This is a genomic window from Niveibacterium microcysteis (genome assembly GCF_017161445.1).
Lineage (GTDB): Bacteria > Pseudomonadota > Gammaproteobacteria > Burkholderiales > Rhodocyclaceae > Niveibacterium > Niveibacterium microcysteis.
This window is the reverse complement of sequence record NZ_CP071060.1, coordinates 3,873,926-3,892,741: the sequence shown is the minus strand read 5'-3', so window position 1 is coordinate 3,892,741 and position 18,816 is coordinate 3,873,926. Positions and strand designations below refer to the sequence as shown.

Sequence of the window (18,816 nt, the reverse complement as noted above, 5' to 3'; positions counted from 1 at the left end):
CGCACCAGCGCTCGTTTTTTGGTGCATTGCAGCGTAAGTCGCCCGTAAGTCAGCCCTCCTAGCCTGCATCCGTCGTACATCCGTCTAGAAAGACGGGGCGACTGCAGCACCAACCCAATTGGAGGAGACATGGCACAAGTTGGCAGCATGGCTATCGAGCCGCAGGCTCGTGGCATCACTGCCGAGGAACGCAAGGTGATCTTTGCGTCATCCCTCGGCACGGTGTTCGAGTGGTACGACTTCTATCTCTACGGTTCGCTGGCGGCCATCATCGCCAAGCACTTCTTTGCCGGCGTGAACGAGACCACCTCGTTCATCTTCGCCTTGCTGGCGTTTGCTGCCGGTTTTGCGGTGCGCCCCTTCGGCGCGATCGTGTTCGGCCGCCTCGGCGACATGATCGGCCGCAAGTACACCTTCCTGGTGACGATCCTGATCATGGGTATCTCGACGGCCATCGTTGGTATGTTGCCCACCTATGCGCAAATCGGTGTTGCGGCGCCGGTGATCCTGATCTCGCTGCGTCTGCTGCAAGGCCTCGCACTCGGCGGCGAGTACGGCGGCGCGGCCACCTACGTCGCGGAGCATGCGCCGAAAGGCAAACGCGGCCTGTTCACCTCGTTCATCCAGACCACGGCTACGCTGGGCCTGTTCCTGTCGCTGCTGGTGATCCTTACCTGCCGCACGCTGCTGGGCAAGGATGAGTTCGAGGATTGGGGCTGGCGGATTCCGTTCCTGATCTCGGTGCTGCTGCTGATCGTGTCGGTCTACATCCGTCTGCAGCTCAACGAGTCACCGGTGTTCAAGAAGATGAAGGAGGAGGGCAAGGCCTCCAAGGCGCCGCTGACCGAGTCCTTCGCGCGCTGGGAAAACCTCAAGGTGGTGATCTTCTCGCTGCTTGGTGGCACCGCAGGTCAGGCAGTGGTCTGGTACACCGGCCAGTTCTACGCGCTGTTCTTCCTGTTGCAGACGCTCAAGATCGACCCGATGACCGCCAACCTGCTGATCGCCGGCTCGCTCGCGATCGGCACGCCGTTCTTCATCGTGTTTGGCGGTCTGTCGGACAAGATCGGTCGCAAGCCGATCATCATGATCGGCTGTGTGCTGGCGGCGCTGACCTACTTCCCGATCTTCAAGGCGCTGACCCAGTACGGCAACCCGGACATCTTCGCCGCACAGGCGGCCAGCCCGGTGGTCGTGGTGGCGGACGACAAGGCCTGCTCATTCCAGTTCGACCCGGTCGGCAAAGCCAAGTTCACCAGCTCCTGCGATATCGCCAAGGGCGCGCTGGCGAAGAAGTACATCCCGTACTCGAACGAGGCGGCTGCCCCGGGCGCAGTGGCGCAGATCAAGATCGGCTCGACCGTGATCTCCGCCTACGAGGGCACCGGTTTGCCGAAGGACGAAGCCAAGGCCAAGAAGGACGCGTTCGACAAGGAACTCGGCGCAGCCCTGAAGGCAGCCGGCTACCCGGACAAGGCCGACCCGGCCAAGACCAACATCCCGATGGTGCTGCTGCTGCTCACGATCCTCGTGATCTACGTGACCATGGTGTACGGCCCGATTGCCGCCTGGCTCGTCGAGCTGTTCCCGGCGCGCATCCGCTATACCTCGATGTCGCTGCCATATCACATCGGCAACGGCTGGTTCGGCGGCTTCCTGCCGACGGTGGCGTTCGCGATGGTGGCGGCCACGGGCGATATCTACTACGGCCTCTGGTACCCGATCGTGATCGCGGTGATGACCGCTGTGATCGGCACACTGTTCATGCCTGAAACCAAGGACCGCGATATTCACCACGCGTGATGCAACGGGGCGGGCGAGCCCGCCCTGATTCAACGCCCGGCTCGTGCCGGGCGGTTTTTTTGGAGAGTACGCACGATGAAGCGGATGCTTCGTATCCCAATGAATCTACGCACCGCTGCCGCGATGGCGCTATGCTCGCCGATGATGGCGCTGGCATCCGGCGGCGACTCCGGCACCGGCGCTGTGGGTGAGATGGAGATCTCCGGTGGCCAGTTGATGCTTGTGCTCGGCGGCGTGGTCCTCGTCGGACTTGCGCTGTGGCTGGTGATCAAACTGATGAACAAGTGATCCTGGGCTGCGCTGCCCTGGGGGCGTCGTGAAACTCGCGCTGCTTGCCGATATCCATAGCAACATCGAGGCGCTCGACGCCTGTCTTGAGCATGCGCGGCAGGAGGGGGCGGACGCTTTTGCGGTGCTCGGCGATCTGGTTGGCTATGGTGCCGATCCCGGCCCGGTGATTGACCGCATCCTCGCGCTAGGGACATCCCTTCATGTTGCCGTGCTCGGCAACCACGATGCCGCAGCCGTCGGTCGCAGCCAGGAGCCGATGAACGACGAGGCGCAGGCCGCGATCGAATGGACCATTCCGCAGCTCAACGACGAACAGCGAGCCTTCCTCGCGCAGTTGCCGCTGGTGGTGAGGGACGACGACGTCACCTGGGTGCACGCCAGCGCGGAATACCCCGAGCTGTTTCCTTACGTTGCAAGCGCGGCCGATGCGCGCGCCAGTCTGCTGGCGGCGGGTACGCGCTATGTCTTCTGTGGCCATGTGCATGATCCGACCTTGTACTACGTCGGCTCCGACGGGCGGCTGACGCCATTCATGCCGACACCGGGCTTCGGCATTCCGGTCGGGCGGCATCGCAGCTGGCTCGGTATTGTTGGGTCCTGCGGCCAGCCGCGCGACGGCCGCACCGGCGCCTGGTACGCGATGTTCGATCGCAGTCGCGCTCGCCTGAGTTATCACCGCGTGCCCTACGACACAGCAAGTGCCGCGGCCAAGATACGCCGGGCCGGGCTCGCCGAACGTTTTGCGCTGCAGATCGAGGGGCTCGCCTGATGCTTGCGACCGAGCTGTCGCCGGGCGACGAGATCGACGGCTACCGCATTGAGTCTCGCCTGCATGCGGGCGGCATGGCTGTGATCTACCGCGTGTCGCGTCACGACTTGCCTGGCCCCGCCGTGATGAAAGTGCCGCGCCTGGGGCAAGGCGAGCCTGGTGCCACCGTAGTCAGCTTCGAAGTCGAACAGATGGTGCTCGAAGCGCTCGACGGCGGCCCGGTGCCAAAGCTCTACGCGGTGGGCGATCTGGAGCGCAGTCCGTACTTGGTGATGGAGCATGTTGAAGGGCTGACCTTGTCTGATCTGCTCGATCAAGGCCCGCTCGCCGAGACCGAGGTGCGCCGCATCGGCGCGGCGGTTGCCAACGCGGTGCAGCAACTGCATGAGCAAGAGGTCATCCATCTCGACCTGAAGCCCTCCAACATCATCCTGCGCCCCGACGGCCGTGCGGTACTGATCGACCTGGGGCTTGCGCGTCATGCCCACCTGCCGGATCTGCTCGCGGAAGCGTTTCGTCGCCCGCTCGGCTCGGCGCCATACATCGCACCCGAACAGGTGCTGGGTATCCGCACCGAGGCGCGCAGCGACGTGTTCGCGCTGGGGGTGATGCTCTACGAATTCGCCACCGGCAGCTATCCGTTTGGCGCACCCAGTTCGCCCGGTGGCATGCGAAAGCGCTTGCGCGAGAGCCCGGTGCCGCCGCGCGCTCGGGTGCCCGCCTTGTCCGAAGCGCTGCAGGAAACGATCTACCGATGCCTCGAGGTGAACGTCGAGCGCAGGCTTGCGAGCGCAAAGCAGCTGGCCTTCGAGTTGCAGCATCCGGACCAGGTCGCGGTCACCGAGCGTGGCCGCTGGACGCGACGGCAGGGTGCGCTGCAGCGGTTGCGCAACTGGATCGTCGGCCTTGGCTACGAGCCTGACGTGACGGTCGCGCCGGCGGCTCGCGCCAGCGATGCGCCGATCATCATGGTGGCCGTGGCCACTGCCTACACCAACGAAAAGCATCAACAGGCAATTCGCAACGCGGTGCGCCGCTTCGCGCTGGCGATGCCTGACGCGCGCGTGGCATGCGTGACGGTGAGCAAGCCACAGCCGGTGATGGGCACCTCCGACGAGGCCACCAGCGGGCCGCGCCAGCATCTTCAACAGCTGATCCAGCTGCGCCATTGGGCGGAGCCGATCGCCTTGCCGGCGAGCCGCATCACTTTCCATGTGCTGGAAGCGGCCGACCCCGCAGACGGCCTGCTCGAATACGCGCGCGGCAACAGCGTCGACCACATCCTGATCGGCGCGCCGCCGCCCAATCTGGTCGGCCGCAACATCCTGCCGCCGGTGGCAGACAAGGTCATCAGCGACGCCCCCTGCAGCGTCACCATCGTGCGCCCGCGCTAACGCGGCGGCAGCAACGCCGTAAGCGAACCGTCAGCGCTCCGTCAGCGCCGAGTCAGGCTCGGCGCCTAACCTCCGCCATCACGCTGTGACAAGCGCGAATAAAAGGAGGAGGGGCAATGAGCAGCAAGGCGATCAACTGGGCGGCGATCGACGCCGACCCGCGGTTCCAGCGACTGCACGCCAAAAAGACGTCATTCCTGATGGGGTTGATGATCTTCTCGGTCGTGTACTACTTCCTGCTGCCGATCGGTGCAGCGTATTTCCAGGATGTCTACAAGATCAAGGTCTTCGGGCCGGTGAACGTCGGCTTGCTGTTCGCGCTGTCGGAATTCATCGTCGCCTGGACCATCGCCTTCTACTACTCGAAGAAGGCCAACACCGAGTTCGACGCGATGGCGGAAGAGCTCGTGCGTGAAGCAGAACGGATCGGGGGCTGAACCATGGAATTGCGCAGCAAACTTCTACCGGGTGCGCTCGGTCTCGCCGCAGTCCTGGCCGCCGGCCCTGCGCTCGCGCAGGGTGCTGTCGCGCCTGAATGGCGCTGGCTGACCTTCCTCGTTTTCGCGGCGATCATCGCGCTGACGATGTTCGTGACCTACGTAGCGTCGAAGCGGGTGCACTCCGCGTCGGACTTCTACACCGCGGGTGGCGGCGTCTCGGGCCTGCAGAACGGCTGGGCGATCGCCGGTGACTATCTGTCCGCCGCATCCTTCCTTGGCATCGCGGGTCTCATCAGCCTTTATGGCTACGATGGTTTCATGTACTCGGTCGGCTGGCTGGTGGCCTACATCACCGTATTGCTGGTGATCGCAGAGCCGTGCCGCAACATCGGCAAGTACACGCTCGCTGACATCCTCGCCTACCGCAACGATCCGAAGAAGACGCGCGTGGTTGGCGCGATCTCGGTCATCACCGTATCGACCTTCTACCTCACCGCGCAGATGGTCGGCGGCGGTGTGCTGGTGAAGACGCTGATCGGTATCGACTACGAAGTGTCGGTGATCACCGTTGGCGTACTGATGCTGGCCTATGTGCTGTTTGGCGGCATGGTCGCAACCACCTACGTGCAGATCATCAAGGCGGTGCTGCTGGTATGTGCATCGCTGGTGCTGGTGGCCTTCGTGTGGGCGCCGTACGGCTTCAGCCTGCCGGGCTTCCTCGATGCCGTCGTAGCGGATCCGAAGGTGCAGGCGCAGGTTGCCGCGCTGCTCGGCGATCCGGCGAAGAACATGTCGCCGGCTGAACTGGGCCAACGCTTCCTCGAGCCGGGCCTCTATTTCAAGGCGCCAATCGATCAGATCTCGCTCGGCATCGCGCTGGTCTTCGGTACCGCCGGCCTGCCGCACATCCTGATGCGCTTCTTCACCGTACCGACGGCGAAAGAGGCACGCAAGTCGGTGATCTGGGCGATGGCGATCATCGGCGGCTTCTATGTGCTGACGATCTTCCTCGGCATGGGCTCCGCGATCAAGGTTGGCCCGGAAGGCATCAAGGCGGTCGATGCCGGCGGCAACATGGCGGCACCGCTGCTCGCGCAGTTCGTCGGTGGTGGCGGCAACAGTTTCCTCGGCAACTTCATGCTGGCCTTTGTGGCTGCGGTCGCGTTCGCCACCATCGTGGCGGTGGTTGCCGGCCTGGTGCTCGCGGCGGCCTCTGCGGTGGCGCATGACTTGTACGTCGGCGTCGTCAAGGGTGGTCACGCCAGCCAGGCAGAGCAAGTGCGCGCAGCGCGCATCGCTACCGTGTTCGTCGGCGCACTGGCCATCGTGATCGGTATCGCCGCCAAGGGCCAGAACGTTGCCCACCTGGTTGCGCTCGCCTTCGCCGTGGCCGCCTCGGCCAACTTCCCGTGCGTGCTGCTGACGCTGTACTGGAAGCGCTGCAACACCGGCGGAATTGTGGCGGGCATGATCATCGGCACGATCACCGCGATCGGCCTCGTGATGGTCTCGCCGAACATGACCTACCCGAAGGCCGTGCGCGCCGCTGCGCAAAAGGTGCTCGACGGTGAGGCCGAGAAGCGTGCGGCGATCGCCAAGCTTGTCGCCGCCGCTGACGAGGCTTCCACCGCCAAGGCTACGAAGCAGACGGCTGCGCTCGACAAGGCGGTGAAGAAGGCCAACGACGACCTCAAGAAAGTCGAAGGTCAGGAGACCTCGATCGTCGGTCTCGAAAAGCCGCTGTTCGAGTTGAAGAACCCGGGCCTGATCTCGATTCCGCTCGGCTTCCTCGCTGTGATTCTTGGCTCGCTGCTCTACCGCGACAAGCGCGCCGAGGACATGTGGGACGAACTCTACGTGCGCCAGAACACCGGCATCCTTGCCGCGAAGGCAGTTGCGCACTAGAACACAGTTAGTGTCACTCCATCTCTCGCCCCTCTGCGGAGGGGCGTTTTTTTGGTCACGAGCCGGCGGGCCGCCCCAAAATCACGAAGTGTTTGACTTTCCGAATATCTCAGCTAAAATGCTTAGCTCTTCGGCCAGATAGCTCAGTTGGTAGAGCAGCGGATTGAAAATCCGCGTGTCGGTGGTTCGATTCCGCCTCTGGCCACCAGATTCAGACGCCCAACCCTTACCGGTTGGGCGTTTTCATTTCTGGGTCTGAAACGCCTTCATCTCACACTTCCGGCAACCCATCGCGTCTGTGCGCTGGCGAGTTCCTCGCGGCTGAGCACGAATTCCGTGCTGTCGGTCAGGCGATCGACGACCAGGTCGATGAAGCGGCGCACGCGCGCGGGTTGGGCGGTGCGGCTGCCGTAGTAAAGGAACAGGCTGTAGGCGTCGGCCACGTTGTCCACCAGCAGGGGCACCAGGCGTCCGGCGCGGATATGCGGCGCGGCGGTGGGCGCGGCGAGCTGGCCGATGACTTCTCCGGCGAGCACGGTGCGCAATTCGAGGATCTCGTCGTTGGTGCAGAAGGAGGGCGGCACCGGACATTCCTGGACTGCGTCGCCGAGCTTTATGTGCCAGGGCACCAGACGACCGTTGCCCGGATGGCGGAACACACTGCAGCGGTGACCGTTGAGCGCCGGATGGCTTTCCGGCAGACCATGCTTGCGCAGGTAGGTCGGCGCGGCGCAGATGATCAGCTGCAGCGGGAACAGGCGGCGCGCGATCAGCCCTTCCTGCGGCGAAGATCCGATGCGGAAGCCGACATCGACGCGGTCTTCCACCCAGTTGCCGATGCGGTCGTCGAGCTGCACGTCGGGCTGCACTTCCGGGTAGAGCCGGCAATATTCTTCCAGCACCGGGCTGATCACCGGCTGCAGCACCGAGCGCGGGCCGACGATGCGCAGCGGCCCGGCGATCTCCTCGCGGGTCTGGCGTGCGCCGTACAAGGCTTGCTGCAGGCCGATCAGCGAGGGGCGCGCAGCTTCGAGGAAACGCTGGCCTTCCTCGGTCAGCGACATGCTGCGCGTGGTGCGATGGAACAGCCGCACGCCCAGGTAGGCCTCCAGCTGCCCCAGCGCCTTGCTCGCCGCTTGCGGCGAGATCTGCTGCGCCTCGGCTGCGCGGCTCAGGCTACCCAGCTCGGCCGTGCGCACGAAAGTCGTAATCGAGCGCAGTTCGTTGATGGACATATGTGACCCCCGCTCAATGCATTTACATCTATAGGTTGTAAATCATTCAACGCTCTTGCGTCTAGTTTGATGTTTATCGGCTGACTAAAGTTCGTCCCATCGGCATGCAACCCGCGTGCGCCCCCTCAAGGAGATCTCGATGGACAACTTCAGCTTCTACAACCCGACGCGCATTGAATTCGGCAAGGGCAAGGAACAGCTCGCCGGGCAGATCCTGGCCGAGCACGGCATCAAGAAGGTGCTGCTGACCTACGGCAGCGAGCGGATCAAGCGCGACGGCCTGTTCGCAACGATCAGCAAGAGTCTGGACAAGCACGGCATCGCTTTCGTCGAGTGCGGCGGCATCGTCAGCAACCCCTTGCTGTCGAAGGTGCGTGAAGCGATCACCGTGGCGCGCGAGCACAAGGTCGAGGCCGTTCTCGCGGTCGGCGGCGGCTCAGTGCTCGATAGTTCCAAGGCGATCGCGGCCGGCACGCTGTACCAGGGTGACGTGTGGGACCTGTTCCTGCGCAAGGCGCCGGTGGAAGCGGCGCTGCCGGTGTTCGCAGTGCTCACGTTGGCTGCGACGGGCAGCGAGATGAACGCGGGCGCCGTCGTCACCAATGAGGTGACGAAGGAAAAGTTCGCGATCCAGTCGCCGCACACCTTCCCGAAGGTGTCGATCGTTAACCCGGCGTTGATGCAGACCGTGTCGCGCGACTACCTCGTGTATTCCGCCGCCGACATCATCGCGCACTCGATCGAGGGCTATTTCACCGCCACGGTGCAGCCGAAGATCCAGTCGCGCCTGGTCGAATCGGTGATCAACACCGTGATCGAAACGACCGATGCGCTGCTCGCCGATCCGCTGGACTACAACGCCCGCGCCGAATTCGCCTGGGCCGCCACGCTGGCTCTGAACGGTGTCACCTATGCCGGCACCGCGGGCTTCGGCTACCCGAACCACATGATCGAGCACTCGCTGTCGGCGCTGTTCAACGTGCCGCACGGAGCCGGTCTGTCGGTCGTGATGCCGGCCTGGATGAAGTGGTACCACGGCCGCAACCCGTCGCAGTTCGAGCGTTTCGCCAAGCAGGTGTTTGGCCTCGCCACGGCGGAGCAGGGCATCGCCGCGCTGGAGCAGTGGTTCGACAAGATCGGCACGCCGACGCGCCTGTCGCAGTTGGGCATCACTGCAGCCGACCTGCCCGCGATTCTCGACAACCTGCAGGGCAATGCGCAGTGGTTCGGCCTGGCAGAGATCTACACGCAGGACGTGCTGGCCGAGATTCTCAAGGCTGCACTGTAAGGAACGGGCGTGACGCGGATTCTGGTTCTCGGCGCAAACGGCCAGCTCGCGCGCAACACGGTCCCGGTGCTGCTCCGGCACGAGCAGGTGGCGCTCACGCTCTACCTGCGCCGTGCCGCGCGGCTTGCCAACCCGGACCCGGCGCGGGTCCGCATCGTCGAAGGCGATGTGCTGGACCGCGCCGCGCTCGAAGCGGCAATGCAGGGGCAGGACGTGGTGTATGCCAACCTTGCTGGCGACATGGCCGCTCAGGCGCGCAACATCATCGCCGCGATGCAGGCCGTGGGTCTGAAACGGCTGATCTTCGTGAGTTCGATGGGCATTTACGGCGAAGTGCCGGGCGAGCGCTACCGCGGCGTGCTGGACCCCTACCGCGATTCCGCGGCGCTGATCGAAGCCTCGGATCTGGACTACACGATCCTGCGCCCGGGCTGGTTCACCCGCGACACGCGCGTCAGCTACCAGATCACGCAGAAGGCTGAGCCCTTCCGCGGCCACGACGTTTCGCTCGCGAGTCTTTCGGATCTGATCGTGAAGCTCGCGCTGACGCCGGGCCTGGAAGTGCGTCGTAGCCTTGGTGTGAGCGCGGCATGACGCACACGGCACACCCCATCCGTCGCGGCGCGGTGCTCGCCATCATCATGGCGAGCTACCTGATGATCGTGATCGACATCTCGATCGTGCTGACCGGTCTGCCGAAGATTCAGGCGGCGCTGGGTTTCACGCCGGCCGGCCTGTCCTGGATCCAGAATGCCTACACGCTCGCCTTCGGGGGCTTTCTGCTGCTTGGCGCACGCGCTGGCGATATCCTCGGACGGCGGCGCATGTTCATCGCGGGGCTCGCGATCTTCACGCTCGCCTCGCTGGCAATCGGCGCCGCGCAATCGCCGGCCTGGATGATCGCCTTCCGCGCGGTGCAAGGCTTCGGTGCCGCGGTGCTGGCGCCCTCCACACTGGCGCTGATCGCCACGCATTTCGAGGAAGGTCATGAGCGCTCCCGCGCACTGGCCTGGTACGCCGCCGCGGCCGGCATCGGCGCGACGCTGGGCTTGGTGCTAGGCGGCGTGCTGGCCGACCTGGTCTCCTGGCGCGCGGGCTTCTTCATCAACCTGCCGATCGGCGCCGCACTCATCGCCGGCAGCCTGCGTCACATCCGCGAGACGCCGCGCCACGCGGGGCGCTTCGATCTTGCCGGCGCGCTGAGCTCCACCCTGGGCATGGGTGCGCTGGTGTTCGGCATCGTCGAGGCGGCTGAGGCGGGCTGGGCTTCGATGCTGACGCAAACCAGCATCGCAGCGGGTCTTGCGTTGCTGGCGAGCTTTCTCTGGATCGAGACGCGGGCGCAGCAGCCGCTGCTGCCGCTGAGCCTGCTCACCAACCGGCGGCGCAACGGCGCCTATGCCGCGCGGCTGCTGTTCCTCGCCGGCATGTCGGGCTTCTGGTTCTTTACCGCGCAGTATCTGCAGGGCTCGCTGCACTTCAGCCCGATGCAGGCGGGGCTGGCCTTCATGCCAGTGACCTTGCCGCAGTTCCTGTCCTCGGTCTCCGTGCCGGTGCTGTCGCGCCGCTTCGGTGCGCGGCGCTTGCTGCTCGCGGGCCTGTCGCTGTGCGTGCTCGGCCTGCTGTGGCTGGGCCTTACTGCGCAGCGGATGTCCTATCTCGGCGGCGTGGTCGGGCCGATGCTGCTGATCGGGCTGGGGCAGGGCGGCGTGCTCGCACCGCTGACGATGGCCGGCGTCGCCGGTGTCGATAGTCGCCATGCGGGCGCTGCGTCCGGCCTGCTGAACGTGGCCCACCAGCTTGGTGCCTCGCTGGGGCTGGCTCTGCTGGTGGTCGTGTATGCGGGCGCGAACGTCGGCGGGGGGGCGCCGGTCCATGACGCAGCCGGCATGGCGCAGCGCACCGGGCTCGCGCTGCTGGCGGCGGCAGGCTTCCTGCTGACTGCCCTGCTGGTATCGGCCCGCTACGTCTGTTTCGACCCGGCGCGGCCCTCGGCGCCGGCGACTTCCACGACACCCGCCTCCCGGTCCGCCTGACGCGGCTGAGTGGCGCAGTACGCAACGCGTGATCCACGAAAGGAAAACACCATGGAACACACCAACATGCCCCCCGCCGTCACCGTAGCTCGCGCTGGCTCGCAGGCGTCCTACGCCGGGCCGGCCGACTGGTTCACTGGCCGCGTGCGCGTCGACCCGCTGTTCGCGGCGCTCGCACCGGCCGCCGCTTCGGGCGGGCTGGTGACCTTCGAGCCCGGCGCGCGAACCGACTGGCACACCCATCCGCTCGGGCAGATCCTGATCGTCACCGCCGGCTGCGGCCGCGTGCAGCAGGCAGGCGGCCCGGTGCAGGAGATCCGCCCTGGCGACGTGGTGAGCATCCCGGCCGGCGTGAAGCACTGGCATGGCGCAGCGCCCACCACCGGCATGAGCCACATCGCGATCCAGGAGCAGCAGGCGGGTAGCGTCGTCAGCTGGATGGAGAAGGTCAGCGACGCTGAATACGCCGGCTGAGCACGCTGGGTCGCAGCGGTGGTGCAATGAAAAACGCCGGGCGGGGCCCGGCGTAACGCGGTCTGGCTACAATCGGTTCAGCTCAGTGCAGCGTGGAGAGGTAAGCGATCAGGTCGGCGCGCTCGGCCGCATTCGGCAGGCCGTCGAACTTCATCTTGCCGCCGGGCACCGCCTTGCGCGGGTCGGTGACGTAGGCGTCGATCTTGTCGGGCGTCCAGCTGATGCCGGATTGTTTCATCGCGTCGGAGTAGGCGACGTCGGGCACGGTGCCGGCCTTGCGGCCGACCACGCCGAACAGCGACGGCCCCTTCTTGTTTTTGCCTTCCTTCACGCTGTGACACTCGGCGCAGTTTTCCGCGAACACGTCGGCGCCATGCTTGGCGTCCGCCGCGAGTGCATGGCCGCCACTCACCGCAAGCAGCAGCGCGGCGAGGATTGAACGGGTGGTCTTCATCTTTGGCTCCATGGCTCAGAACGAGGTCCAGGCAAACAGGTAGAGCGTGTTGTTGTCACGCGCGTTGCGGCCGTATCCGTCGTAGTTGTTGCTCTCTCCATTGAAGCGGGTGTACCAGGTGTACTGGGCGCCCAGGCGCAGGTTCGCCCACGGCGACCCCCAGGACGATTCCTTGCCCCACGGCGTCCAGTCCGCCTGCAGCATGTAGCCGGTGGTGTTGGGCGAGCCGGTCGCGCTACCCATGTCCGGCGCCGGGGCGTACAGCAGCGCATCGCTGCTGCCCTTGGTGCGGAAGGTGCTGGCGGTGAGCCCCCAGGTCTGGTCGTAGTAGTAGGACGCGTTGAGCTGCATTTCCTTCAGCGTGCCGCTCTGGTTCTCTGCTTCGCCGTTGGCGTACGCCACATCACGCTTCTGCTTCTCGTGAATGTAGCTCGCGTACACGGTGCCGATGTGCTCGCGGGTGCCGAGGAACTGGTAGGACGCATCGACGCCGATGTCGTTGTAGCGGTTGGCCGGGCCTTGCACACGATCAGGCTGCACGCCCGCGTTGAGACCGAACAGGCCGACGTGGTAGGCCTGCTTCTTCAGGTCGCCGAAATAGGCGAGGCGCCAGTAAGCGTTGGGCGTGAGACGGCCGACTTCATCCTGCAGCCCGAGTTTGTCGAGCGTCGATGCCGACAGCGCCTTGTAGGTGCCAAGCTCGGCGTAGTAGTGGTTGTCGTACATGCCGTAGGCGGAGACCCCCAGCACATGTTGGCCGAGGCCACCGGCAATCAGCGGCGACGCTGGCGCCGGCGCGAGCTCCGTCGCCATGTACGGGAAGCGCCAGGCGGGCGCGGTGTTGAACGGATCGGACAGGGTCGGGTTGTTGTTCAACGAAAGCCCGGCGATCAGATCCTTGCCGCCGACACTGAAGGTATCCGCCGCGCGCAGCTCGGCGTTGTCGATCGCGGTCTTGCGTTCGGCGCCGGCATAGGTCGTCTGCACGAACGCGCCGAGCTTGTCGGCGAGCCGGCCGGCGAGGAAAACGGAGACCTCCTGTGCAACGGCGTTGCTGTTGGTCTTCGTGTGCTCGGTGGGCGGATCGGTCAGATCCTTGGCCGTGCGGTCAAAGCCCCCGACCAGCATCGCGGAGAGCGGAATCTTGCTGCCCTGTCCGTCGCTGTCGGTATAGCCGCTCAGCTTGAAGCGGATGCCGGCCGGCGTGAGTTGCGGGCCGTAGGCGCCGACGTGGCAGGCGGCGCATTCCATGCCGGTCTGGCGCGCAAAGCTGGGCAGGGCCAGGGCGGGTTGGGCGACGGCTGCGGCAATGGTGCCGGCGGCCAGCCATCGCAACAGACGCCCGCGGCGGGCGAGCGCACGGGCGAGCGAAGTGAATACTTGCATCGAGATCCCCTTGTGGGTTTGCAGAAAACAGGTGATTGGGCTGCGCTCAGCGGCGCCGCGGCAGCATCGCGACGAGTACGGCGTCGCGGCGGAAGAAGTGGTGCCAAAGGGCTGCGCCCGCGTGTGCGAGCACCATGATCAGCAGCGCCCAGGCGGCGCGCAGGTGCCAGTCGGCGAGGCTGTCTGCGAGGTCAAGATCGGCCGCAACGATGCGCGGCAATTCGATCAGCCCGAGCAGGCGCACCGCCTTGCCGTTCGCATTGGTGAGCGCCCAGCCCAGCAGTGGCAGGCCCGCCATCAGCCCGTACAGCGCCAGATGCGTCAGCGCCGCGCCGATACGCGGCAGTGGGCCCAGATCCTGCGCGGCGCTGGCGTGGCCGCTGACGCGGCGCGCGACGAGGCGGCCCGCCATCAGCATCAACACCACAACGCCGAAGCTGCGGTGGGTTTCGATCAGGATCAGACGCAGGGTCTTGTCGTCGATCAGCTCGCGTAGCAGCACCGCTGCGGCGGCGGCAACGATTGCGATGACGGTTGCCCAGTGGAAGAACTTGATCGACGCGGCGTGCCCGGCGGTTGCGGGGCCAGCGTCGTCGAGCGTGAAGGTTTGGGCTTGCATGCCGGGGCTCCAGAGTGAGACACCCCGGACCCTAGCGGTTGCAAGCTTTCGGAAACCTGTCGGCGTTAGCCGCCGATTGCAAGCACCTGTTGCGGAAAGCGGATGCGGAAGCACACGCCTTGGCCGCCCGCCGGCGTCAGCACCTGAACCTCGGCACCGTGCCGCAGTGCGACCTCCTTGACGATCGCGAGCCCAAGGCCGGAGCCCTGCTCCTGGTCGGTCGCGAGCCTGAAGAAGCGTTCAAAGATCCGCTCTCGCAGCGATTCGGGGATGCCCGGTCCGTCGTCTTCCACTTCCAGCCAGGCGCTGCCGTCGGCGGCGCTGCCGCAGCGTGCCGTGACATGCGCGCCAGGCGGGCAGTACTGCAAGGCGTTGTCGATCAGGTTGGCGAGCAGTTCCTTCAGCAGCCATTGCGAGCCCCGCACTGCGGCGGGGGCGGGGGCGAAGCCGAGGTCGATCTGGTGTGCGAGCGCGCGGTCGACAAAGTCGGTCGCCGCCTCTTCCAGCAATTGATCGAGCGCCACGATCTGGTGGCGCGCCGGGTCGGTGGCTTCAGGGGCCGATCGCGCAAGCGCGAGCAGCTGGTGGGTCAGGTGGGCCAGCTTCGAGGTGGCCGCGAGCAAGCGAGCAATGCGGGGGCGGGCCTCTGCGGGCAGTGAATCGGCGGCCAGCTCCAGTTGCGTTTGCAGACCGGTGATGGGCGTTCGCAATTGATGTGCGGCATTCGAGATGAACGCGCGCTGGGCGATGCCAGCCTCGCTCAGCGAGTGCATCAGGCGATTGATCGCAGCGAGCAGCGGGCGGATTTCGCGCGGCGCGTCGTCGTCCGGAATCGGATCAAGCTTGTCCGGCGAGCGTCTGGCGACCTGCTCAGACACGGCGTCGAGCGGGCGCAGCGCATAGCGCACACCGAAGAACAGGATCGCTAGCGCCGCGAGCGTCTGCGCCAGGTTGGCGAGGATCGTCGTGACGACGATCTGGCGTGCGGCGCGCTCGCGCTTGAGCAGCGTCTCGGCAACCACCACGGTTGCGACCGTGCGGCCGGTGCGATGCCGCAGCGCGGCTACGCGCACCTTGTCGTGCCCGATGCGCAGTGTGCGGAACGCGGGTGTGGGGGATTCCACATCGGCGACAAACGGCAGCAACTCCTTGTCTCCGGCGCGGATGCGGCCTTGCGGATCGGCCACCAGCAGGAAGACCTTGTCTACGCTGTCCGCTCGCAGCACCGCTTCCGCCTGCTTCGGCAGGTCGACGTCGACATCGCCGTCTTCATCGTCCAGCCGCGAGGCGAGCGCCACCGCGGTGCTGGCGAGCGAGTGGTCGTAGGCTTCGTTGGCAACGCGCGACGCTTGTCGGTAGTCAGCGACAGTGCCGATCACCATCAGTACCAGCAGCGGCAGTGCCAGCACCGCCAAGAGGCGCCCGCGCAGGGCAAGTGGTGCGCGACGCTCATGCATCACTGCGCTCCGTTTCAAGCCGGTAGCCTATGCCGCGCACAGTGCGGATCACGACGCCGCTATCCGCCAGCTTGCTGCGCAAGCGTGAGACGTAGATCTCCACCGCGTTGTCGGTGATCTCGCGGTCCCAGCGGCTGAGGCTGTCGGCGAGTTTCTGCTTTGCGACTACGCGCGGTGCGGCCAGCATCATCTGCTCCAGCACATTCCACTCACGCCCGGTCAGATCCAGCGTGCGGCCCGCGCAGGCGGCGGTGCGCTGACCGAGGTCCAGCTGCAACGCGCCGAATGCCAGTTCGGAGCTGGACGATGCGCGGCTGCGGCGGATCAGCGCGCGGACCCGCGCCACCAGCTCCGGCAGCATGAAGGGCTTGGTCAGGTAGTCGTCGCCGCCGCCTTCGAGGCCCTCCACACGGTCTTCGAGCCGGTCGCGTGCGGTCAGGATAAGCACCGGCAGCGCATGGCCACGCCGCCGCATCTCACGGATCAGCGCCATGCCGTCGACGCCCGGCAGGCCCAGATCGACGATTGCCAGATCGTAGGCAACCGCGGCCAGCGCGGGTATCGCGTGTTCGGCCGAGGCCAGGCGGTCAAGCTCGAATCCGTGACGTTGCAGGCCTTCGGAAATCCCCGCGGCGACCATCTCGTCGTCTTCGATCAACAGAATGCGCATGGTTCTCCCGAGCCCCTGCCTTGATGCCTGCCGGCGCAGATAGTGCCGCGTAAGCCGAATGCCGACGATGCGGTGCCGGATGGTAAACTGTAACGTTACGTGATCCTGGTCCATGGCCCCGGGCGGTTGCTTGAATTGGCTCAAGCAAATCGGCTGGGCGAGCTTCTCCCCCGCCGGGCCCCAGTGATGTAATTGACACGGTTCCAGACCCAGCCCGATTCGATGCAACTGTTTGCGCTAGGCCTCAATCACCATTCCGCGCCGGTCACCCTGCGTGAACAGGTGGCTTTTCAGCCCGACGGGCTGTCGGAGGCTTTGTCACGCCTGGTACGCGAACGTCCGGTGCGCGAGGCGGCGATCTTGTCGACCTGCAACCGCACCGAGTTGTACTGTGCGACCGAAACGCCCGAAGCCGTGGCCGACTGGTTGGCGGATTTCCACCGCGTTGCGTTGTCGCAGATTTCGCCGCATCTCTTCACGCTGCAGCACGACGCCGCCGTGCGGCACATGTTCCGCGTTGCGTCCGGCCTCGATTCGATGGTGCTGGGCGAGCCGCAGATCCTCGGCCAGATGAAGCAGGCAGCGCGGCTGGCCGAAGAGGCCGGCACGCTTGGCACGCTGCTGCACAAGCTCTTCCAGCGCACTTTCTCGGTCGCGAAGGAAGTCCGCTCGACCACCGCGATCGGCGCCAACATCGTGTCGATGGCCGCCGCCGCGGTGCGTTTGTCAGAGCGGATCTTCTCGACGATTGAAGAGCAGCGCGTGCTGTTCGTCGGCGCGGGCGAGATGGTTGAGCTTTGCGCTGCGCACTTCGCCGGTTGCCGCCCGCGCCAGCTGACCATTGCCAACCGCACGCCGGCCCGTGCCGAGGCGCTTGCCGCGCGTTTCGCGGGCGACGCCCTTACGCTCGACGCCTTGCCGGACGTCCTCGGCCGTTACGACGTGGTCGTGAGCTGCACCGCGAGCCCCTTGCCGATCATCGGATTGGGCATGGTCGAACGTGCGCTCAAGCAACGCCGCCATCGCCCAATGGTGATGGTCGACCTGGCTGTGCCGCGCGATATCGAAGCCGAAATCGCAAAGCTCGACGATGTGTTCCTCTACACCGTCGATGATCTTGCGCAGGTCGTCGAAGCGGGCGTCGAGTCGCGCCAGCAGGCCGTGGTGCAGGCTGAGGCGATCATCACCGATCAGGTATCCCACTTCCTGCACTGGGTCGAGGCGCGCGATGCGGTGCCGGCGATCCGCGCACTGCGCAGCCGCGCCGACGCAGTTCGGCAGGCCGAACTCGAGCGCGCGATGGCGCGCCTGGCGCGCGGCGAAGATCCGCAGGCCGTGCTCGAAGCGCTGTCGCAGGGCATCACCAACAAGCTGATGCATGGCCCGACGCAATTCCTCAACCGCGCGGACGGCGAGCAGGTCGGCGAAGCTGCCGAGTTCGTGCGTCGCCTGTTCAATCTCGATCGTTCCTAGCGCTGAGCGGGGCACGCGCCGCCGCTTTGCCGAGACACCATGAAACCCAGTATCCGGGAAAAACTCGAACAGCTCGTGCACCGTCTGGAAGAACTCGACCAGATGCTGGGCAGCGAGGATGTCACCAGCGACCTCGATCGCTATCGTCGCCTGAACCGCGAGCATGCTGAACTTTCGCCGGTGGTGGCGCTGTGGCGCGACTACCTGCGTGCCGAAGGCGACCTGCGGGCCGCGCAGGATCTGCTGGGCGATCCCGACATGAAGGCCTTTGCGCAGGAAGAGATCGATGCGGCGCGCGGCGCGATCGCGCGCCTGGATGCCGACCTGCAACTCGCGTTGCTGCCGAAGGACCCGAACGACGCCCGCAACCTGTTCCTCGAAGTGCGCGCGGGTACCGGCGGCGAAGAGGCTGCGCTGTTTGCCGGCGTGCTGTTGCGGATGTACACCCGCTATGCGGAACGCCAGGGCTGGCGCGTCGAACTCGTGTCGGTGAATGAATCGGATCTCGGAGGCTACAAGGAGGCGATCGCGCGCATCGTCGGCGACGGCGCCTACTCGAAGTTGAAGTTCGAGTCCGGCGGGCATCGTGTGCAGCGCGTGCCGGTCACTGAAACGCAGGGCCGCATCCACACCTCCGCGTGCACCGTCGCGATCCTGCCGGAAGTCGACGAAGTTGCTGACGTCGAGATCAATCCGGCCGATCTGCGTATCGACACCTTCCGCGCCAGCGGCGCCGGCGGCCAGCACATCAACAAAACCGATTCCGCGGTGCGCATCACCCATTTGCCGACCGGCATCGTCGTCGAGTGTCAGGACGACCGCTCACAGCATCGCAACAAGGCTCAGGCGATGTCGGTGCTGGCGGCGCGGATCAAGGACGCGCAAGTCCGCGAGCAGGCGAGCAAGCAGGCTGCGCATCGCAAGAGCCTGATCGGCAGCGGCGACCGCTCAGAACGCATCCGCACCTACAACTACCCGCAGGGCCGCGTGACCGACCACCGCATCAACCTCACGCTGCACAAGCTGGACATGGTGGTGGAAGGCGATCTGGACGAACTGATCGACGCCCTCACGCGCGAACACCAGGCCGAACAATTGGCCGCGCTGACCGAGGTTGTGTGA

Annotated in this window: 18 protein-coding genes and 1 tRNA gene; 13 read left to right on the top strand and 6 right to left on the bottom strand. The window is 65.7% G+C overall.

Features of this window, described 5'->3' with window-relative positions; translation table 11 throughout:
• The first annotated feature begins 129 nt into the window (after nucleotides 1-129).
• The 7 genes from JY500_RS17660 to JY500_RS17630 all read left to right on the top strand — a co-directional run bounded on the left by JY500_RS17660 (nucleotide 130) and on the right by JY500_RS17630 (nucleotide 6,810).
• Nucleotides 130-1,803: an MFS transporter gene (locus tag JY500_RS17660; protein WP_172204920.1), complete on the top strand. Its 1,674-nt coding sequence runs from the start codon at nucleotides 130-132 to the stop codon at nucleotides 1,801-1,803.
• 99 nt (nucleotides 1,804-1,902) lie between these two features.
• Nucleotides 1,903-2,091 carry a hypothetical protein gene (locus tag JY500_RS17655; RefSeq protein WP_172204917.1) on the top strand — a complete coding sequence of 63 codons (189 nt, stop codon included), beginning with the start codon at nucleotides 1,903-1,905 and terminating at the stop codon, nucleotides 2,089-2,091.
• 28 nt (nucleotides 2,092-2,119) lie between these two features.
• Nucleotides 2,120-2,863 (top strand): metallophosphoesterase family protein, encoded by a 744-nt coding sequence (locus JY500_RS17650; protein ID WP_206254001.1) that lies wholly within the window; start codon nucleotides 2,120-2,122, stop codon nucleotides 2,861-2,863.
• Nucleotides 2,863-4,257 (top strand): serine/threonine protein kinase, encoded by a 1,395-nt coding sequence (locus JY500_RS17645; protein WP_206254000.1) that lies wholly within the window; start codon nucleotides 2,863-2,865, stop codon nucleotides 4,255-4,257. The genes JY500_RS17650 and JY500_RS17645 overlap by 1 nt, the downstream gene beginning before the upstream one ends.
• Nucleotides 4,258-4,373: 116 nt before the next feature.
• Nucleotides 4,374-4,694 (top strand): DUF485 domain-containing protein, encoded by a 321-nt coding sequence (locus JY500_RS17640; RefSeq protein ID WP_172204908.1) that lies wholly within the window; start codon nucleotides 4,374-4,376, stop codon nucleotides 4,692-4,694.
• 3 nt (nucleotides 4,695-4,697) lie between these two features.
• On the top strand, nucleotides 4,698-6,602 hold the full coding sequence (locus tag JY500_RS17635) for a solute symporter family protein (protein WP_172204905.1): 1,905 nt from the start codon (nucleotides 4,698-4,700) through the stop codon (nucleotides 6,600-6,602).
• Between the two features lie 132 nt (nucleotides 6,603-6,734).
• Nucleotides 6,735-6,810 (top strand) — tRNA-Phe (locus tag JY500_RS17630).
• 58 nt (nucleotides 6,811-6,868) lie between these two features.
• Here JY500_RS17630 and JY500_RS17625 read toward each other — a convergent pair.
• Nucleotides 6,869-7,837 carry a LysR family transcriptional regulator gene (locus JY500_RS17625; RefSeq protein ID WP_206253999.1) on the bottom strand — a complete coding sequence of 323 codons (969 nt, stop codon included), beginning with the start codon at nucleotides 7,835-7,837 and terminating at the stop codon, nucleotides 6,869-6,871.
• 139 nt (nucleotides 7,838-7,976) lie between these two features.
• Between JY500_RS17625 and JY500_RS17620 the strand changes: the two genes are divergently transcribed.
• Genes JY500_RS17620 through JY500_RS17605 form a run of 4 tightly spaced genes read left to right on the top strand, consistent with a single transcriptional unit; the run spans nucleotide 7,977 to nucleotide 11,635 of the window.
• The gene (locus JY500_RS17620) at nucleotides 7,977-9,125 is read left to right on the top strand and encodes an iron-containing alcohol dehydrogenase (protein ID WP_206253998.1); all 1,149 of its coding nucleotides are present in this window, start codon (nucleotides 7,977-7,979) and stop codon (nucleotides 9,123-9,125) included.
• A gap of 9 nt (nucleotides 9,126-9,134) precedes the next feature.
• A complete protein-coding gene (locus JY500_RS17615; RefSeq protein ID WP_206253997.1) occupies nucleotides 9,135-9,719 on the top strand; it encodes an NAD(P)H-binding protein in 585 nt (194 codons plus the stop codon).
• Nucleotides 9,716-11,161 carry an MFS transporter gene (locus JY500_RS17610; RefSeq protein ID WP_206253996.1) on the top strand — a complete coding sequence of 482 codons (1,446 nt, stop codon included), beginning with the start codon at nucleotides 9,716-9,718 and terminating at the stop codon, nucleotides 11,159-11,161. The genes JY500_RS17615 and JY500_RS17610 overlap by 4 nt, the downstream gene beginning before the upstream one ends.
• Before the next feature lie 51 nt (nucleotides 11,162-11,212).
• Entirely contained in the window at nucleotides 11,213-11,635 is a 423-nt protein-coding gene (locus JY500_RS17605) for a (R)-mandelonitrile lyase (RefSeq protein WP_246479674.1), read from the top strand.
• Between the two features lie 82 nt (nucleotides 11,636-11,717).
• On the opposite strand, the gene JY500_RS17600 is transcribed toward JY500_RS17605, so the two are convergent.
• From JY500_RS17600 to JY500_RS17580, 5 genes are all read right to left on the bottom strand, one after another.
• Nucleotides 11,718-12,089 carry a c-type cytochrome gene (locus JY500_RS17600; RefSeq protein ID WP_206253995.1) on the bottom strand — a complete coding sequence of 124 codons (372 nt, stop codon included), beginning with the start codon at nucleotides 12,087-12,089 and terminating at the stop codon, nucleotides 11,718-11,720.
• A gap of 15 nt (nucleotides 12,090-12,104) precedes the next feature.
• Nucleotides 12,105-13,475 (bottom strand): cytochrome C, encoded by a 1,371-nt coding sequence (locus JY500_RS17595; protein ID WP_206253994.1) that lies wholly within the window; start codon nucleotides 13,473-13,475, stop codon nucleotides 12,105-12,107.
• 46 nt (nucleotides 13,476-13,521) lie between these two features.
• Nucleotides 13,522-14,094, bottom strand: coding sequence for a cytochrome b (locus JY500_RS17590; RefSeq protein WP_206253993.1), 573 nt, complete (start codon nucleotides 14,092-14,094; stop codon nucleotides 13,522-13,524).
• Between the two features lie 65 nt (nucleotides 14,095-14,159).
• Nucleotides 14,160-15,551 (bottom strand): sensor histidine kinase, encoded by a 1,392-nt coding sequence (locus JY500_RS17585; protein ID WP_206253992.1) that lies wholly within the window; start codon nucleotides 15,549-15,551, stop codon nucleotides 14,160-14,162.
• Nucleotides 15,544-16,221: a response regulator gene (locus tag JY500_RS17580; RefSeq protein WP_172204884.1), complete on the bottom strand. Its 678-nt coding sequence runs from the start codon at nucleotides 16,219-16,221 to the stop codon at nucleotides 15,544-15,546. The genes JY500_RS17585 and JY500_RS17580 overlap by 8 nt, the downstream gene beginning before the upstream one ends.
• A gap of 222 nt (nucleotides 16,222-16,443) precedes the next feature.
• Between JY500_RS17580 and hemA the strand changes: the two genes are divergently transcribed.
• Both hemA and prfA read left to right on the top strand, forming a co-directional pair.
• Nucleotides 16,444-17,694: a glutamyl-tRNA reductase gene (hemA, locus tag JY500_RS17575; RefSeq protein ID WP_206256530.1), complete on the top strand. Its 1,251-nt coding sequence runs from the start codon at nucleotides 16,444-16,446 to the stop codon at nucleotides 17,692-17,694.
• 39 nt (nucleotides 17,695-17,733) lie between these two features.
• Complete coding sequence (gene prfA / locus JY500_RS17570; protein WP_206253991.1) at nucleotides 17,734-18,816, top strand: peptide chain release factor 1; 1,083 nt, start codon at nucleotides 17,734-17,736, stop codon at nucleotides 18,814-18,816.

Bases quoted from the DNA above. Each gene is read 5' to 3' on its own strand.
- JY500_RS17640 (WP_172204908.1), top strand. From the start codon at position 4,374: ATGAGCAGCAAGGCGATCAACTGGGCGGCGATCGACGCCGACCCGCGG.
- JY500_RS17585 (WP_206253992.1), bottom strand. From the start codon at position 15,551: ATGCATGAGCGTCGCGCACCACTTGCCCTGCGCGGGCGCCTCTTGGCG.
- JY500_RS17580 (WP_172204884.1), bottom strand. From the start codon at position 16,221: ATGCGCATTCTGTTGATCGAAGACGACGAGATGGTCGCCGCGGGGATT.
- JY500_RS17655 (WP_172204917.1), top strand. From the start codon at position 1,903: ATGAATCTACGCACCGCTGCCGCGATGGCGCTATGCTCGCCGATGATG.
- JY500_RS17610 (WP_206253996.1), top strand. From the start codon at position 9,716: ATGACGCACACGGCACACCCCATCCGTCGCGGCGCGGTGCTCGCCATC.
- JY500_RS17660 (WP_172204920.1), top strand. From the start codon at position 130: ATGGCACAAGTTGGCAGCATGGCTATCGAGCCGCAGGCTCGTGGCATC.
- JY500_RS17605 (WP_246479674.1), top strand. From the start codon at position 11,213: ATGGAACACACCAACATGCCCCCCGCCGTCACCGTAGCTCGCGCTGGC.
- prfA (WP_206253991.1), top strand. From the start codon at position 17,734: ATGAAACCCAGTATCCGGGAAAAACTCGAACAGCTCGTGCACCGTCTG.
- JY500_RS17600 (WP_206253995.1), bottom strand. From the start codon at position 12,089: ATGAAGACCACCCGTTCAATCCTCGCCGCGCTGCTGCTTGCGGTGAGT.
- JY500_RS17595 (WP_206253994.1), bottom strand. From the start codon at position 13,475: ATGCAAGTATTCACTTCGCTCGCCCGTGCGCTCGCCCGCCGCGGGCGT.
- JY500_RS17620 (WP_206253998.1), top strand. From the start codon at position 7,977: ATGGACAACTTCAGCTTCTACAACCCGACGCGCATTGAATTCGGCAAG.
- JY500_RS17645 (WP_206254000.1), top strand. From the start codon at position 2,863: ATGCTTGCGACCGAGCTGTCGCCGGGCGACGAGATCGACGGCTACCGC.
- JY500_RS17590 (WP_206253993.1), bottom strand. From the start codon at position 14,094: ATGCAAGCCCAAACCTTCACGCTCGACGACGCTGGCCCCGCAACCGCC.
- JY500_RS17625 (WP_206253999.1), bottom strand. From the start codon at position 7,837: ATGTCCATCAACGAACTGCGCTCGATTACGACTTTCGTGCGCACGGCC.
- hemA (WP_206256530.1), top strand. From the start codon at position 16,444: ATGCAACTGTTTGCGCTAGGCCTCAATCACCATTCCGCGCCGGTCACC.
- JY500_RS17635 (WP_172204905.1), top strand. From the start codon at position 4,698: ATGGAATTGCGCAGCAAACTTCTACCGGGTGCGCTCGGTCTCGCCGCA.